Origin of the sequence: Lactobacillus gallinarum DSM 10532 = JCM 2011 (assembly GCF_001434975.1) — a bacterium.
Taxonomy (GTDB): domain Bacteria; phylum Bacillota; class Bacilli; order Lactobacillales; family Lactobacillaceae; genus Lactobacillus; species Lactobacillus gallinarum.
In genome coordinates, this window is the sequence record NZ_AZEL01000050.1 from 1 (window position 1) to 16,796 (window position 16,796).

13 protein-coding genes and 1 tRNA gene are annotated in these 16,796 nt (G+C 38.3%); 13 read left to right on the forward strand and 1 reads right to left on the reverse strand.

Going from position 1 to position 16,796, the window contains the following annotated elements:
* Positions 1 to 82 precede the first annotated feature (82 nt).
* Complete coding sequence (tagD, locus tag FC37_RS06550) at positions 83 to 469, reverse strand: glycerol-3-phosphate cytidylyltransferase (RefSeq protein ID WP_025005397.1); 387 nt, start codon at positions 467 to 469, stop codon at positions 83 to 85.
* 129 nt (positions 470 to 598) lie between these two features.
* On the opposite strand from tagD, the gene FC37_RS06555 reads away from it, so the two are divergent.
* The 13 genes from FC37_RS06555 to ligA all read left to right on the forward strand — a co-directional run bounded on the left by FC37_RS06555 (position 599) and on the right by ligA (position 16,784).
* On the forward strand, positions 599 to 1,327 hold the full coding sequence (locus FC37_RS06555) for a WecB/TagA/CpsF family glycosyltransferase (RefSeq protein ID WP_025005398.1): 729 nt from the start codon (positions 599 to 601) through the stop codon (positions 1,325 to 1,327).
* Between the two features lie 7 nt (positions 1,328 to 1,334).
* A complete protein-coding gene (locus FC37_RS06560) occupies positions 1,335 to 2,435 on the forward strand; it encodes a glycosyltransferase family 4 protein (RefSeq protein WP_025005399.1) in 1,101 nt (366 codons plus the stop codon).
* Between the two features lie 84 nt (positions 2,436 to 2,519).
* On the forward strand, positions 2,520 to 3,998 hold the full coding sequence (locus tag FC37_RS06565; RefSeq protein ID WP_025005400.1) for a nicotinate phosphoribosyltransferase: 1,479 nt from the start codon (positions 2,520 to 2,522) through the stop codon (positions 3,996 to 3,998).
* Entirely contained in the window at positions 3,995 to 4,825 is an 831-nt protein-coding gene (gene nadE, locus FC37_RS06570; protein WP_025005401.1) for an ammonia-dependent NAD(+) synthetase, read from the forward strand. The genes FC37_RS06565 and nadE overlap by 4 nt, the downstream gene beginning before the upstream one ends.
* A 189-nt stretch (positions 4,826 to 5,014) precedes the next feature.
* Positions 5,015 to 7,684, forward strand: coding sequence for a calcium-translocating P-type ATPase, PMCA-type (locus FC37_RS06575; protein WP_025005402.1), 2,670 nt, complete (start codon positions 5,015 to 5,017; stop codon positions 7,682 to 7,684).
* A gap of 86 nt (positions 7,685 to 7,770) precedes the next feature.
* Positions 7,771 to 8,925 (forward strand): CDP-glycerol--glycerophosphate glycerophosphotransferase, encoded by a 1,155-nt coding sequence (locus FC37_RS06580; RefSeq protein WP_025005403.1) that lies wholly within the window; start codon positions 7,771 to 7,773, stop codon positions 8,923 to 8,925.
* 4 nt (positions 8,926 to 8,929) lie between these two features.
* The gene (locus FC37_RS06585) at positions 8,930 to 10,360 is read left to right on the forward strand and encodes an oligosaccharide flippase family protein (protein ID WP_025005404.1); all 1,431 of its coding nucleotides are present in this window, start codon (positions 8,930 to 8,932) and stop codon (positions 10,358 to 10,360) included.
* Positions 10,361 to 10,362: 2 nt separating this feature from the next.
* The gene (locus FC37_RS06590; RefSeq protein WP_025005405.1) at positions 10,363 to 11,061 is read left to right on the forward strand and encodes a glycosyltransferase family 32 protein; all 699 of its coding nucleotides are present in this window, start codon (positions 10,363 to 10,365) and stop codon (positions 11,059 to 11,061) included.
* Positions 11,049 to 11,519, forward strand: coding sequence for a SprT family protein (locus FC37_RS06595; protein ID WP_025005406.1), 471 nt, complete (start codon positions 11,049 to 11,051; stop codon positions 11,517 to 11,519). Before FC37_RS06590 ends, FC37_RS06595 begins: the two co-directional genes overlap by 13 nt.
* Before the next feature lie 65 nt (positions 11,520 to 11,584).
* Positions 11,585 to 11,672, forward strand: a tRNA-Leu gene (locus FC37_RS06600).
* A gap of 84 nt (positions 11,673 to 11,756) precedes the next feature.
* Positions 11,757 to 12,404, forward strand: coding sequence for a glycoside hydrolase family 73 protein (locus tag FC37_RS06605; RefSeq protein WP_025005407.1), 648 nt, complete (start codon positions 11,757 to 11,759; stop codon positions 12,402 to 12,404).
* A gap of 86 nt (positions 12,405 to 12,490) precedes the next feature.
* Positions 12,491 to 14,737, forward strand: a complete 2,247-nt coding sequence (gene pcrA, locus FC37_RS06610; protein ID WP_025005408.1) for a DNA helicase PcrA — start codon at positions 12,491 to 12,493, stop codon at positions 14,735 to 14,737.
* 40 nt (positions 14,738 to 14,777) lie between these two features.
* Complete coding sequence (gene ligA / locus FC37_RS06615) at positions 14,778 to 16,784, forward strand: NAD-dependent DNA ligase LigA (protein ID WP_025005409.1); 2,007 nt, start codon at positions 14,778 to 14,780, stop codon at positions 16,782 to 16,784.
* Positions 16,785 to 16,796: the final 12 nt, after the last annotated feature.

Here is a 16,796-nt window from a genome sequence, read left to right on the forward strand (position 1 = left end):
TCAAGCCTCTATTAATCCTGTATTTTAAACTGTCTAATTTTTAGGTCTCAGTTCAATTTGAATGGGATTGGAGTTTTTTGTTTTACTTCAAATCTTCTTTGATTTTAGTGGTTGAAATCCCTGGTGTTCTTGGCAAGTAAACAACCTTACAATAAGGCTTTAAGAAGTCAAACTTGCCTTCCCAATCGCTGCCCATTACAAAAGTATCGACATTGTACTTTTTAATATCGTCGATTTTTTGGTCCCAATCTTTTTCAGGGATAACCTCATCAACGTAGCGAATAGCTTCCAAAATATATTTGCGTTCGGGATAAGTATTGTAAGCTTCCTTGTGCTTTTTGAATTCATTAAATTCATCAGTAGAAAGTCCTACAATTAAATAATCGCCTAATTCTTTAGCTCTTTTAAGCAGACGAACATGACCATAGTGAAGCAGGTCAAACGTGCCATAAGTAATTACCTTTTTCATTTTTTCTCCTTTTAACAAAACAATCTTATCATGTTTGAAGAAAAGATAAAACTTGAATATCATACGCGTACTTGCTTATTCCAATGGTAAAATAGATATTAGATGAAAAGACGCGTGAGGTGTGTGGAAATGGATAAAGTTAATATTTTAGGCGTTAATTTTGATAATAAAACTTTTAATCAATTTCAAAATGAATTTATTAGTCGACTGAATGATCACTTATCTACTTTTGTAGTAACTGCTAATCCTGAAATCGTAATGGCAGCTAACGAAAACCCAGAATTCATGAAAATTTTAAAAAATGATACAGATTATATCACTGCGGATGGCATAGGTATTGTTAAGGCGGCTAAGATGATTAAGCAGCCACTACCTGAAAGAGTGACGGGTTATGACTTGTTCACTTGGTTAATGAGTGTGGCTAACGACCGCGGCAGTCGCGTCTACCTGATTGGTGCTAAGCCGGCAGTAATTCATGCTGTGCAAGCTAAGGTAGCTAAAGAATACCCTAATATTAACTTAGTCGGCGCAGAAGATGGCTACTTTAAGGGAGACTTAGATTTAGTGGCTCGTAGAATTCAAAAAACACAACCAGATATGGTCTTCGCAGCGCTAGGTTTTCCTAAGCAAGAAAAACTGCTAGCTATTTTACGTAGAAATGAAACTCCAGCCTTAATGATGGGTGTAGGTGGCAGTTTTGACGTTTTCTCTGGCATGGTCAAAAGAGCACCGGAAATTTTTCAAAAGACGCATCTAGAATGGTTCTATCGTTTGATTACTAATCCATCTCGTTTTAAGCGAATGATGGTATTGCCTAAATTTGTTGTACGCGTTAAGCAATCGAAGAGAGGAAAATAATTAATTGATGAAGGTTTTGCATGTAAATGCTGGTCTTGAAAATGGTGGCGGTTTATCACATATTGTTAATTTATTAACTGAAGCAAAAAATGAAGGTAAAGATTTTGAATTATTGACTTTAGCTGAAGGTCCTGTAGCTCAGGCAGCTCGTGCAAAGGGGATTACTACCCATGTGCTTGGTGCTAATAGTCGTTATGATTTGGCTAGTTTACGTAAGTTAACCCAATTTATTAACAATGGACATTATGACATTGTGCATACGCATGGGGCTAGAGCCAACCTTTTTCTTTCTCTAATTTATAAAAAAATCAAAGCAACTTGGTGCATTACTGTGCATTCAGATCCCTACTTGGATTTTGAGGAGCGTGGCATTTTAGGAAAAATTTTCACCAAGCTTAATTTGCGTGCGCTAAGAAAAGCTGATTGTGTTTTTGCAGTCACGAATCGTTTTGCACAGCTGCTCATTAATAAAGTACAAGTGGATAAAAGTAAGGTACATGTAATTTATAATGGTATCTTTTTCCACAGCGATAGTGAGATTCCCGCTAAATATGAGCATACTTATTTCAATATTATTAATGTTGCCCGTACTGAAAAGGTTAAGGGCCAAGAATTGCTTTTAAAAGCTGTTAAAAAACTGGACGACCAACATATTCGTTTGCATATTGCAGGAGATGGTAGTCAGCTTGAGGCTTTAAAGGCTTTGACCAGACAATTAGACATGGCACCGCAAGTAACCTTTCACGGTTTTATGACTCATCATCAGCTTAGCGGCTTATATAAGCGAATTGATTTGGCAGTTCTTACTTCATATTCAGAGAGTTTTCCACTTGTGCTTTTAGAAGCCACAGATAATTTAATCCCAATTTTGTCCACAGATGTTGGGGATATTCACAAGATGATTCCTGGGCCAGAATACGGCTTCATTGCTAAAACCGGTGATATTGATTCGATTGCAAAGGCAATTGGCGAAGCGGTAGATAAGTCAAACAAAGAATTGCGTCAAATTGCCAATAATGAGAAACGTTATGCGGAAGAACACTTTTCTGTAAGAAATCAATTAGAGACAATTCAAAAAGTTTACGACACATTGTCAAAAAACGTCTAAGAAAATCAAGTTCAAAAATAGCAATGTGATAGTATTGGCTGTATAATAATGAAAAATGAAATTTTAATTACAGAAAGGGAAACAATGTTTTACCCAGAATTAGACAAAGACGATTCACTCGCTTTGCATACTGATTTATACGAAATTAATATGATGTATACCTACTTCAAGAAAGGGATTGCCGATCGCAATGCTGTTTTTGAAGCTTTTTATAGAACTGAGCCATTCGGCAACGGTTATGCTGTTTATGCTGGTTTGGAACACATCATTGATTATTTAAAGAATTTAAAGTTTAAAGAAAGCGACCTGCAATATCTGAAAGAGCAGGAAGGCTATGATGATGACTTTATTGATTACTTGCGCAATTTAAAGCTCAAGCTCACCATCCGTTCAATGAAGGAAGGGGAATTGGTATTTGCGAACGAACCAATCCTTCAAGTTGAAGGTCCTCTTGCTCAATGTCAATTAGTTGAAACTGCTATTTTGAACATCATCAACTTCCAAACTTTGCTTGCTACCAAGGCTGCAAGAATTAGATTGGCAGTTAAAGATGATAGTTTGATGGAATTCGGTTCACGTCGTGCCCAAGAAACTGACGCAGCTATCTGGGGTGCACGTGCCGCTTACATTGGTGGTTTTGACTCAACCAGTAACGTTCGTGCCGGTAAATTATTCGGTATTCCAATCACCGGTACTCATGCTCACGCTTTAGTTGAAGCATTCGGCAGTGAATACGAAGCCTTCAAGGCATACGCTGAAACCCACAAGGATTGTGTCTTCTTGGTAGATACTTACGACACTGTTAGAAGTGGTGTGCCTAACGCAATCAAGGTTGCTAACGAAATGGGCGACAAGATCAACTTCTTAGGTGTTCGTATCGACTCCGGCGACATGGCCTACATTTCTAAGCAAGTTCGTAAGGAATTGGACGATGCCGGTTATCCTAATGCTAAGATTTTTGCCTCAAACGATTTGGACGAAAACACCATCACTAACTTGAAGATGCAAGGTGCCAAGATCGATGTTTGGGGTATCGGTACTAAGTTCATTACCGCTTATGACCAACCAGCCCTTGGTGCAGTTTACAAGTTAGTTGCCATGGAAGACGAAATGCACGCAATGCGTGACACCTTGAAGATTTCTTCTAACGCTATCAAGGTATCTACTCCAGGCAAGAAGCAAGTATGGCGTATCAGTGCTAACACTGCTAAGAAAAATGAAGGTGATTGGGTATCTCGCTATGACGAAGACCCACGTAAGTTTGACGCATTGTTCATGTTCCACCCTCAATATACTTACATCAACAAGGTGGTTACTGATTACACTGCTATTCCGCTTTTACACGACATCTTTAAGGAAGGTAAGCTCGTTTACAATCAACCTAGCCTTGATGAAATTAAAAAGTTTGTTGCTGATAATTTGGATGGCTTATGGGATGAATACAAGCGTAGCTTGAACCCACAAGAATATCCAGTTGATTTATCACAAAACTTGTATGAGAGTAAGATGGATCTTATTCAAGATATTCGTCGTAAGATTAGAGAAAGAAGCATTGGTCGATGAGAGAGTTACAAAAAGAAATTATTGCCTATGAACATGTTTTACCTGAAATTGATCCTAAAAAAGAAATCAGACGTTCAATTGATTTTTTAAAGGATTATTTAAAGGCTAATCCATTTTTGAAGTCATATGTGTTGGGCATTTCTGGTGGTCAAGACTCTACTTTAACTGGTAAGCTTTGCCAAATGGCGATTGAAGAAATGCGTGAAGAAACTGGTGATAATTCTTACCAATTTATCGCTGTACGTTTGCCATACGGCGTTCAAGCTGATGCTAGTGATGCTGCAGATGCTGTAGCTTTTCAAAAGCCTGATCAAGATTTAATTGTTAACATCAAGGAACCAGTAGATGCTATGGTGAAAGTAGTTGAAGCTAGTGGCCAAAAGATTACTGACTTTAACAAGGGTAATATCAAGGCTCGTCAAAGAATGGTTGTGCAATATGCCATTGCCGGTGCTAACAAGGGTGCCGTAGTTGGTACTGATCATGCTGCTGAAAACTTTAGTGGTTTTTACACCAAATTTGGTGATGGTGCCGCTGACTTAACTCCACTGTTCCGCTTAGACAAGCGCCAAGGCAAGATGCTTTTGAAGGAATTAGGTTGCCCTGCTCATCTTTATGAAAAGGCTCCTACAGCTGACCTTGAAGAAGAAAAGCCAGATTTGCCAGATGAAGTTGCTTTGGGTGTAACTTACAAGGAAATCGATGACTACCTTGAAGGCAAGGAAGTTAGCGATAAAGCAGCTGATCAAATCGAAAAATTATGGAAGAAGAGTGAACACAAGCGTCATTTGCCAGTTACTGTTTTTGATGATTTTTACAAGAAATAATCATTCACTAAAACTTGTTAAAGATTCAAAACCTTCTTATAATGAACTTGATCATAAGGGAGTAACGGCAATTTGCTTGCGGTAAATCCAACAGCCGAAGTAATCACTTCTGGATTTACCTTAATTTGTGAGACTTATGTGCTACAAGCATGTAAGTCTCTTTTTTATTATGAGAAAGGATGAAATAAAATGGCTCGAAAATATTACACAGAGACAATTCCCGATGTCGTTGAGAATTTGAATACCGCCATCGACACTGGCTTGCCTAGTGAAGAAGCCAAAAAGAGATTAACAAAGTATGGTCCGAATTCTCTTGCTTCTAAAAAGAAGAAGAGCATGTTCATGCGCTTTGTTGATCAATTTAAAGATTTTATGATCATTGTTTTGATCATTGCTGCAATTCTTAGTGGGGTAGTTGCCCATGAATGGACAGACGCCGCAATTATCATGATCGTGGTTATTCTGAACGCTGTTTTAGGGGTAATTCAAGAGGCACGTTCTGAAGCTGCGATCGACGCATTAAAGCAGATGGCAACGCCGAGTGCGCATGTGCGGCGAGATAATGCTATTGTACAAATTCCAAGTACAGAACTTGTACCAGGCGATATTGTCTTGCTTGAAGCTGGAGATGTTGTTCCAGCTGATCTGCGGTTAATTAGAGCACATAGCTTAAAAATTGAAGAAGCTGCTTTAACCGGTGAATCGATTCCTGTTGATAAAAGCGATGAAACTCTTCAAGGTGATGACATTGCCTTGGCTGATCGAATTAACATGGCTTATTCTAGTACCAATGTTACTTATGGTCGTGGTGAAGGGATTGTCGTTGGAACAGGGATGAATACCGAAGTTGGTAAGATCGCCACGATGCTTAACAATGCCGATGAAACCGACACTCCTTTGAAGGAAAACTTGAACCATTTAGGCAAGATCTTGACGATCATGATTTTGGCTATTTGTGTGATTGTGTTTGTTGTCGGGATGTTCACCAAGCAAGGCACGGAGCCAATGAATGCTTTGCTGATTGATATGTTCTTAGTTGCTGTTTCACTTGCCGTAGCTGCTATTCCAGAAGGACTTCCAGCAATTGTTACGATTATTTTGGCTTTAGGTACGCAAACAATGGCCAAACACAAGGCTATCGTCAGAAAATTGCCAGCTGTTGAAACTTTAGGTGCTACTGACATTATTTGTTCAGATAAGACTGGTACTTTGACCCAAAACCGGATGACCGTCGAAAAGATTTTTTATCGCGGCAGTTTGCATGATGATAATGATGAAATCGAGGAGGACAATCCGGCCTTATTATCAATGGTCTTGGCTAATGACACAAAGATTGAAAATGGTGGGGACTTGCTAGGTGATCCTACCGAAACGGCTTTGATTCAATATGCTTTTGATCAAAACATTAATGTTCATGACTTGCTTGAAGAACACAAGAGAGTGCAAGAAGTACCATTTGATTCAGAACGTAAGTTAATGAGTACCGTTAATAAGTATGGCGATAAGTTCTTTGTTGCCGTTAAGGGTGCTCCTGATGAATTACTTAAGCGCGTAACTTCGGTCAAAATTAATGGTGAAATTTCACCAATTACTGCAGAGCAAAAGCAAGATATTTTACAAACTAACCAAGATATGGCTAAAAAAGCCTTGCGTGTCTTGGGTCTAGCTTACAAGATAGTTGATCAGACTTACGATGATCCAAGTACTGATAACGTGGAACAGGATTTAATTTTTGCAGGACTTGTTGGCATGATTGATCCAGAACGGCCTGAAGCAAAAGCTGCCGTAGCCGAAGCTCACAGTGCTGGTATTAGAACCGTTATGATTACTGGTGACCACCAAGTAACGGCTCAAGCGATTGCGGAAAGATTGGGGATCTTAGAGCCAGGACATGACGAACGTGTTTTGACTGGTGCACAGCTTGATCAATTAAGCGATGATTACTTTACTAAGCATGTTGGTGACTATAACGTTTATGCTCGTGTGTCGCCAGAGCATAAAGTAAGAATTGTGAAGGCATGGCAGGCAAATGATAAGATCGTTGCCATGACTGGTGACGGTGTTAACGACGCTCCAAGTTTAAAGCAAGCTGATATCGGGATCGGTATGGGAATCACCGGTACTGAAGTGTCTAAAGGTGCTGCCGATATGGTCTTAGCCGATGATAACTTTGCGACAATTGTTGAAGCAGTTAAGCAAGGACGCAAAGTCTTTAGCAATATTCAAAAGGCGATTCTTTACTTAATGAGTTGTAACGTCGGTGAAGTGTTAACCGTCTTTATGATGACGATGCTGGGCTGGGATATCTTAGCTCCAGTGCAGCTTCTTTGGATTAACTTGGTAACTGATACCTTGCCAGCCATCGCCTTAGGTGTGGAGCCAGTTGAAGATGGCATCATGAAGCGTAAACCTCGTGGTAAAAAGTCCAACTTCTTTAGCGGCGGTGTAGCTAGCTCAATTATTTATCAAGGTATTTTGGAAGGAATCCTAGTATTAGGTGCTTACCAATTTGGTCTGCATGTTGGTCCACATATTGATAATCCTGCTTTGCAGCACGGGGATGCTTTAACCATGGCTTTCTTGACCTTAGGCTTGATCCAATTGTTCCATGCAATTAATTCAAAGTACTTACACCAATCTATTTTTAGAAGACATACCTTTTCTAACAAATGGTTCAATGGTGCGATCATTATCTCTGCTTTAGTGATGTCAGCTGTTGAATTGCCATTTATGACTAGATTCTTTGATGTCACTGAACTTAATGGTGCACAATGGGCAGTTGTTTTAATTGCCGGGCTGTGCATGATTTTGATTGTCGAAATTGTTAAATTCTTTGAAAGAAGAGCCGGAAAAAGATAAAGTTTGCCAAAATAAACGAAAAAAGCTTGAGTAAACTCAGGCTTTTTTTGTATGCTTAAATCAGATTATTTTGAGGAAGTTATCAGATGAAAAGTTTTTTATTCCGCCTATATTTATCATTGATGAAATTTAGAGCGCATTTTACGACGATGGAAAATAATAATATCGTTATCTTAAATGGCTCAGGTCGGTCAGGTTCAAATGGCTATGCCTTTTATAAATGGCTATTGCTTAATCATCCCGAATATAACGTCAGCTTGATTGAACCATGGCCATCATCTCACTTGAAATGGGAAGCCTGGCAAAAGATCGGTGCGGCGCGTTACGTCATTACAACGCACCAACCATTTAAAGTACGCAAGCATCAAATTAACGTTCAGCTTTGGCACGGTGTTCCACTTAAGCGGATGGGGATCATGGCAAACAATACGCGCTATCGTGATAATAAGCGTAATGAAAAATTGTGGCATAAGAATGCAGATATCGTCGCTTCAAGTTCAGATTTGTATGAGACGCTCATGAGCGCCTGTATGGCGATCGAAACTGAAAAGTACCATAAGTTAGGCTTTCCTCGTCTAGATCTACTAGATAAGCCTGTTATTAGCAAAGAGCAATTATTAAAAGATTTGTTTAACACTACTGATTCAGAAGCACAGATCGGGATTTACATGCCTACGTTTAGGTATGAGTTAGAAGATAAGACGATTATGGATAAAATCAAAGAAGGTAACTTTTTTGCATTTGAAGACTTCGATGGGGAAAAATTAAACGCCGAATTAGCTAAGCGACACCAATACTTAATTGTGAAATTGCATCCCTACGAAATGCGCTTATTCGCTAACTTCAAGAGTAATTATTCCAACATTGCCTTTTTAAACAATGATTACTTATTTGACCACAATTATGATTTGTATGAACTCTTGGGCGATACCGATTTCTTGATGACCGATTTTTCATCGATTTATTTCGATTATCTGCATCTTAATAAACCGATTGTCTTTGTCACTAACTTCTTACAGCAATATAAAAAGACGCGTGGACTTCTGCTTAGTCCGTATGATGAAATTACACCGGGTATTTGCGTTAATTCAGAAGCGGAATTAATCAATAATTTGGATCATCTTGATAATCAACAAATTGTCAATCGGCGTCTTTACTGGCTGCATTTAACCAGTGAGGCTAAGGGTGATTCATACTGTCAAAATGTCTTTGAATATATGACTCAAGAATATCGAGGTTAAGGTATTGCGTAAAACATTTTTAAATATCTTATATAATGCAGTTTATCAGATCTTTATCGTTTTAGTACCGCTGATTACAGTACCCTATCTTTCAAGGGTATTAGGACCAAAAACTTACGGAATCTACAGTAGTGTTAATAACACAGTCCAATTTTTGATGATCTTTTGTATTTTGTCAGTTTCTTATGTGGGGATGCGGACGATTTCAAAAACACGGACGTATGGTACACCTGAAGATTTAACTAAAGCATTTTGGGGATTATGGTATTTCCAGGGAATTGCTGGGATTATTACTATTGCTTTTACTGTTTTTATTACTACAGTATTCCATATTCAATATTGGTTTTATCTATTATTAATGGTGCCATATTTGATTTCTGCACAAGTGGATATCTCATGGTTCTTCCAAGGGTTAGCCGACTTCGGCCGAGTTGTTTTGAAAAATACTTGTGTAAAACTAGTCAGCGTTGTATTGATCTTATTATGGGTAAAATCACCAGCAGACTTGTGGAAGTATTTGTTAATCATGTCGGTTTCGACTATGCTTGGGTCCTTTGTCTTTTGGTTTGACATTCACCGTTATGTAGGCAAGCCAGTCGCTCATTTTTATAAATTCAAAAAGACGGCAATTGCGATTGGTACGCTAATGATTCCGCAGATTGCGACTCAAATTTATACATCGTTAGATAAACCAATTTTGGGGCTTTTTTCAAGTTCAACCCAGGTTTCTTTTTATGATAATTCGCAAAGAATCTCAAACATGATCTTAGGCGTAATCACTAGTATTTCGCTTGTTATCATGCCGAAGATGGCCAGTGAAGGAAAAGAAGCACAAAAGTTAGTGATGAAGAAGTCCCTAGAAGCCACGGTAATGTTGGGGACATTATTTGCAGTAATCATTATGGCTAATACTAAACAATTCGTGCCATTCTTTTTCGGAAATCAATATATTCCAATGACACCGTTGATGTTTTGGTTTACCTTAACCATTATCATGATTCCAACCGGTGGGGTTTTTGCTAATCAGTTTGCTCTGGCTAATAGTCGGGACCGTGATTATGCTTTTCCGGTCGTAATTGGAGCGATTTTAGAAATTGTTTTAAGTTACGTGCTAGACCGTCCATATGGTGCGATGGGAGCAATGATCGCCATTTTAATTACTGAATTTGTTGTGTTGATACTTAGACTGTGGGTAGTACGCGATGGCTATCAATTTACATATGTCTTTCATGATGTGCCTAAATATATTGCAATTGCTTTGATTACCTTAGCTGCAGGGATGCTGATGCCTAACTTTATTTCATCTGCATTTTTCAATATGGCAGTTAAATCAATTATCATGCTCGTAATTTATTTGGGCTTGATGTTCCTGTTTAAGTTGGACTTTAACGAAGATATTGTTAAACTGCTCAAGAATTTCTTTAAACGAGGTTAAAAATGATACCAAAAATAATTCATTATGTTTGGGTAGGTCATAATCCTAAGTCAAAAATAATTAAAGAATGTATTGCGACCTGGAAGAAAAATCTGCCTGCTTATCAATTCATTGAATGGAATGAAGATAATTTTGACATGCATGAAAATAAATATATTGAGCAGGCCTATCAGGCTAAAAAATGGGCCTTTGTTTCTGACTATATTCGTGCACGGGCAATTTATGAGCAGGGTGGTATTTATTTGGATACCGATGTGCGCGTAATTGATGATCTAACTCCTTTGTTAAAAGATCAGGCTTTTATTGGCTTTGAGAACAAAGATTATCTCTCAGCCGCAATTTTTGGTGCAGAGAAAAAGCATCCCTTCATGCAAGATATTTTAGATTATTATCAAGATCGCAGTTTTGAATTCGATTCTCATAATCAAATGGCAGGAGTCAACAGCATTTCGGTTACTGACATCTTGATAGATAAATATGGTCTAAAAATTGGTAATAAAGAACAAATGCTTAAAGAGGGCATTCATGTTTATCCAGACGGCGTATTGTGCAATCCTTCCAAAGATTCCAAGTCTATCCATCTTTTTACAGGGACTTGGATGAACGGCAAGCATTCTTTTAAGCATAAGATCGTAACGGATTTAAAACGTCATATCAATACTCCAAAACAGGCTGGGCGATATGCTAAATGGATTCGGTAGAATTACAAAATTTAATAGAGCAAATTTCTCTGCAATGTTTTAATAGACCATTTTTGCATCAGGTAAAAATCAATCGCCGAATGACGACAACAGGTGGACGTTACCACCTTGATGATCATCATATTGAAATTAATGCGCATTTTTTAGCGCCACAATATCATGAATATTTGGTAGGCATTATTAAGCATGAATTGTGTCACTATCACTTGCATTTATTGCATCGTGGTTATCATCATCGCGATCGTGATTTTAAAATTTTGCTCCAAAAAGTAGGTGGCAGTCGCTATGCACCCGATATAGGCTTGCGTCGGCGTAAAAAATTTAATTATATTTATGTCTGTGAAAATTGCGGCTTGCATTATCCGCGTATGCGCCGAATTAATACTAGAAGGTATAGATGCGGTAAATGCAAGAGGCAGCTGCGTTTAGAGCAAAATTTTAAAGTTTCTAATAAATAAATTTAAATTATTTTCAATTTTCCCTTGCACATCTCTTAGATTTAGTCTATTATAGTTGATGTGCCGCGGGCGTGGCGGAATGGCAGACGCGCAAGACTAAGGATCTTGTGATCGCTTTAGATCGTGGAAGTTCGAGTCTTCTCGCCCGCACCAATTAAGAAGTCGCAGTGAGCGACTTCTTTTTTTTACACAAAAATAGGTTATACTTTACTTAATGAATTAAAGGAAATAAGTATTATGGCAAAAAAGCGTAAGTCAAGGATACCTAAAAGCGTAAAGACCGTTGTACGTGTGTTTATCATTTTGTTTATTTTGTTAGTGGCATATGTAGGTTTTCATTACTACAGAAGATATGCAATTCAATCTGAACAAATTAGACAAGCACAACTGCAGCGTGAACAAGAAGCCGCAAAATTATTACGGCAAAAGAAAGCATTTATTAAAAAGATTGGGCCGATTGCCCGTGAAGTAGATAAATCATACGATTTATTACCAAGTATTACTGTTGCCCAAGCTTGTCTTGAAAGTAATTACGGGCAAAGCGATTTATCACAAAAATATAATAATTTATTTGGAGTGAAGGGAACTAATCCTAATACTTCTGCGGTGATGACAACTAAGGAATATGTTAAGGGCAAGTGGATCACTGTTAAGGCACGCTTTCAAATTTATGATTCATATGAGGCATCGATTAGAGCCCATGCGCGTCTATTCCAAAATGGAACGACTTGGAATCATCAACAATATAAGCATGTCTTAGCTTCTAAAGACTATAAGACTCAGGCGAAGGCTTTGGTTACTGATGGCTACGCTACCGATCCTGATTATGCGGATAAATTGATTAATTTGATTGAACAATTTGATTTGGAAAAATATGATAAGTAAAAGTAAAGCAGCAAAATGAATGCTGCTTTTTTTGGTATAATATTCGAGTTGCATTAGTAAATTTATTTTTTGTGAAGGGGACAATAATGAGCGAAAAATCTATCTTAGCCGGTTTGAATCCGCAACAGAAAAAAGCGGTTGAAACTACAGAAGGACCACTGTTGGTCGTTGCTGGGGCAGGTTCTGGTAAAACTTCTGTTTTAACTAGACGAATAGCCTACTTAGTTGAAGAAAATCAAGTTGCACCATGGAATATTTTAGCCATTACCTTCACCAATAAGGCGGCTAATGAAATGCGTGAGCGTGAACAAAAATTGCTAGGGCCAGCCGCTCAAAATATTTGGATGTCGACTTTCCACGCCCTTTGTGTTCGAATTTTGCGTAGAGACGCTGATAAGATTGGCTATAGTCATAACTTTTCTATTGCGGATTCTGCAGAACAATTGACTTTGGTAAAGCATATTGAAAAGGATTTGAACATTAATCCTAAGATGTACGATCCACGTGGAATTTTGTCTGCTATTTCTAATGGAAAGAACGACTTGCTTGATCCTAAGGCTTTTGCTGCAAGTGCTAGTTCACCTTTTGATAAAATGGCAGCTAAGGTATATGAAGAATATCAAAGAAGACTGCGCCGTGATCAAATTATGGACTTTGACGATTTGATTATGCAGACTTTGGTTTTATTTAAAAAAGATCCAGATACTCTTCATTATTATCAAAATAAGTTCCGTTACATTTTGGTAGATGAATATCAGGATACTAACCAAGCTCAGTATGAACTCTGTCATGCATTAGCTGCACAATATAAAAATATTTGTGTAGTTGGGGATGCTGATCAGTCAATCTATGGCTGGCGTGGTGCTAACATGGAAAACATCATGAATTTTGAGCAAGATTACAAAACTGATGGAGTTAGAACCGTTAAGCTAGAACAGAATTACCGTTCAACTGGTCATATCTTATCAGCCGCAAACTCAGTGATTAAAAATAATCAGAACCGTAAGGCAAAGAATTTATGGACTGATCAAGGCGAGGGCGCCAAGGTTACTTATTATCAAGCCCAAAGTGGTGATGATGAAGCCCACTACATTATTTCAAAAATTAAGGAAGAAGTAGAAGCTAAAAAACGCACCTATAAAGATTTTGCCATTCTTTATCGAACTAACGCCCAATCTCGTACAGTCGAAGAAGCTTTTGTTAAATCTAATATTCCTTATCAAATCGTGGGAGGTCACAAATTCTACGACCGTAAAGAAATTAAAGATATTATGGCTTACTTGAAGTTGGTTGCAAATCCTGCGGATACAATGAGTATGAATCGTATTATCAATGTACCTAAGCGTGGTATTGGTGCAGCGACTGTGGATAAGTTGTTGGCATTTGCGGATGAAAATCACTATAGCGCCTTAGACGCGATGGATCATGTGGCAGAAAGTCCAATTAATACCAGAGCTGCTAAAAAGTTAAGCGATTTTGGCACAAAATTGAGGGATGCAATAGCTTATGCACAAACGCATGGCGTAACTGGTTTAACTGAAAAGATCTTGTCTGACTTTGAATATACTGATGCTTTAAGAGCAGAAAATACTATTGAAGCTGAAACTAGATTAGAGAACTTGGATGAATTCTTATCAGTTACTAAGCGTTTTGATGATCATTATGAACCCGATGAAGATGAATCAAATCCGTTGAGTGACTTCTTGGCAGAAGTTTCATTATTGAGTGATCAGGATGATTTAGATGAAGATGATAATCAAGTTGCTTTAATGACCTTGCATGCTGCTAAAGGTCTAGAATTCCCAGTTGTTTTCTTGGTCGGCATGGAAGATGGGTTGTTCCCATTGCAGCGAGCAATGATGGATGATAATGAACTTGAAGAAGAGCGCCGTTTAGCTTATGTAGGAATTACTAGAGCTAAGAAGGAACTTTATTTGACTAATGCATATTCACGGATGATGTACGGTCGTATGCAAAATAATCCACCTTCAAGATTTTTGGATGAAATTGACCCTAAAGATTTGCAAAAAGAAGAAAGCAATCAACTTCAAAGTAGCTTTATTGAATCTAATTTTCAATCACAACCTGCACCATTTGCGCGTAAAGCTGAACGAGCTCGTGCCCAAGTTTATACTGCTAAAAAGGCTTCTGGTGCTGTAGGTGCCGAAAAGAAAGGCTGGAGTGTTGGCGATCAAGTTGAACATAAAGCTTGGGGCCGCGGTGTTGTAACCAAAGTCAATGGCACAGGGGAAGATATGGAATTAGATATTGCCTTCCCAGATAAAGGAATTAAGCGTCTTCTAGCAGCTTTTGCGCCTATTAAGAAGGTATAATAAAGATAAAAATAAAAGGATTTTTAATCAGGAGGTAAAAATGGCTAAGATTACTCTTGATGAAGCTAAAAAAGAAGCAGCTTCTCTTAGAACCCAGCTAGATGAATGGGCCGATGCGTATTACTCTAAAGATGCGCCTGAAGTTGAAGACAATGTTTATGATCAAAATTACAACCGTTTGCTTGAATTAGAAAAAGCTTTCCCTGAAATTGTTACGCCTGATTCAATCACTCAGCGTGTAGGTGGAGAAATCGATAGTGATTTTACAAAGGTTAACCACCCAATTCCTATGCTTTCAATGGGGGATGTTTTTTCTAAGGAAGAACTTAAGGAATTTGACCAACGAATGCAAAAGCTGGTTGGTCACCCCGTGGAATATAATGTCGAATTAAAGATCGATGGCTTATCTTTATCACTTGAATATCAAGATGGTAAATTGGTTCGTGCATCGACTCGAGGCAATGGTTATGTTGGTGAAGATGTAACGGCTAATGCACGTTATATTGCGGATATTCCTCAAGTTTTACCAGAACCTTTAACTACTGAGGTTCGCGGCGAATGTTATATGGGAAAAGAAGCTTTTGCCAAGTTAAACCAAGAGCGTGAAGAAGAAGGCTTGAGCGTTTTTGCAAATCCACGTAATGCGGCTGCTGGCTCACTTCGTCAGCTTGATCCTAAGGTTACTAAGAAACGTCAACTAAGTACTTTTATTTATACATGGGTTAATCCACCGCGCGAGATTACCAGTCAGCACCAAGCGATTGAACGCATGCATGAATTAGGTTTTCATACTAATGAAACAGGTCGCAAATTAGCTAACCTTGATGAAGTGTTTAATTTTATCGACGAATACACGGCTAAACGTAATAGTCTAACATATGGTATTGATGGAATTGTTCTAAAAGTTGATGATTTAAGTCTTGAACAGCAATTAGGAAATACCGTGAAGGTGCCACGCTGGGAGATTGCTTATAAGTTTCCACCAGAAGAGCAAGAAACGATCGTGCGTGATATCGTTTGGACAGTTGGCCGAACCGGTGTTGTAACGCCAACGGCAGTCATGGATCCTGTCCAACTGGCAGGGACAACCGTTGCAAGGGCTTCACTGCACAATCCAGATTATTTGAATGAAAAAGGCGTTCGGATTGGTGATACCGTTAAGCTTCATAAAGCCGGCGATATTATCCCTGAGATTTCTGAAGTGGTTTTATCAAAGAGACCAGCAGATTCTGTGCCTTATGAAATTCCTACTACTTGTCCGTCCTGCGGGCAAAAATTAGTCCACTTAGAAGATGAAGTAGCCTTGCGTTGCATTAATCCATCTTGTCCAGCTCAAGTGGAAGAAGGCATTACTCACTTTGCTTCTCGTACTGCCATGAATATTGCAGGTTTAGGTCCTAAAATTGTTAAGCAGTTGATTGCTAAGGACTTAGTGCATAATGTAGCTGATCTTTATCATTTAACAAATGAAGATCTTGCCCAACTTGATCACTTTAAAGAAAAATCCATCAATAATTTGTTAACGGCAATTAATAATTCCAAAAATAATTCTGTTGAATTATTGATTACTGGTTTAGGAATTGACCATGTTGGAGCTAAGGCAGCCCGCTTAATTGCGCAAAAGTTTAAAAATCTAGCAAAGATTATGTCACTAGGGGTGCAAGATATTGCTTCAATCGATACAATAGGCATGACGATTGCAGAATCAATGACAACATATTTTGCTCAACCTGAAGCACAAAAATTAATTGAAGAATTAAAAGAAAGCGGACTTAATATGGAATACTTAGGTGCAGATGAGCCAGAAGCAGCACCAGATAATCCATTTAAAGATAAAATCGTTGTTTTAACAGGTAAATTAGAGCATTATACAAGAAGTGAATTTACCAAGAAATTGCAGGCTTTAGGTGCTAAGGTCACAGGATCTGTATCGCGTAAAACTGATTACGTAATTTATGGAAAAGATGCTGGATCTAAGTATAATAAAGCTGAGCAACTGGGAGTACCACTTCTGACTGAAGAAGAGGCAATCGCACAAATTGAATAAAGGACAATTATT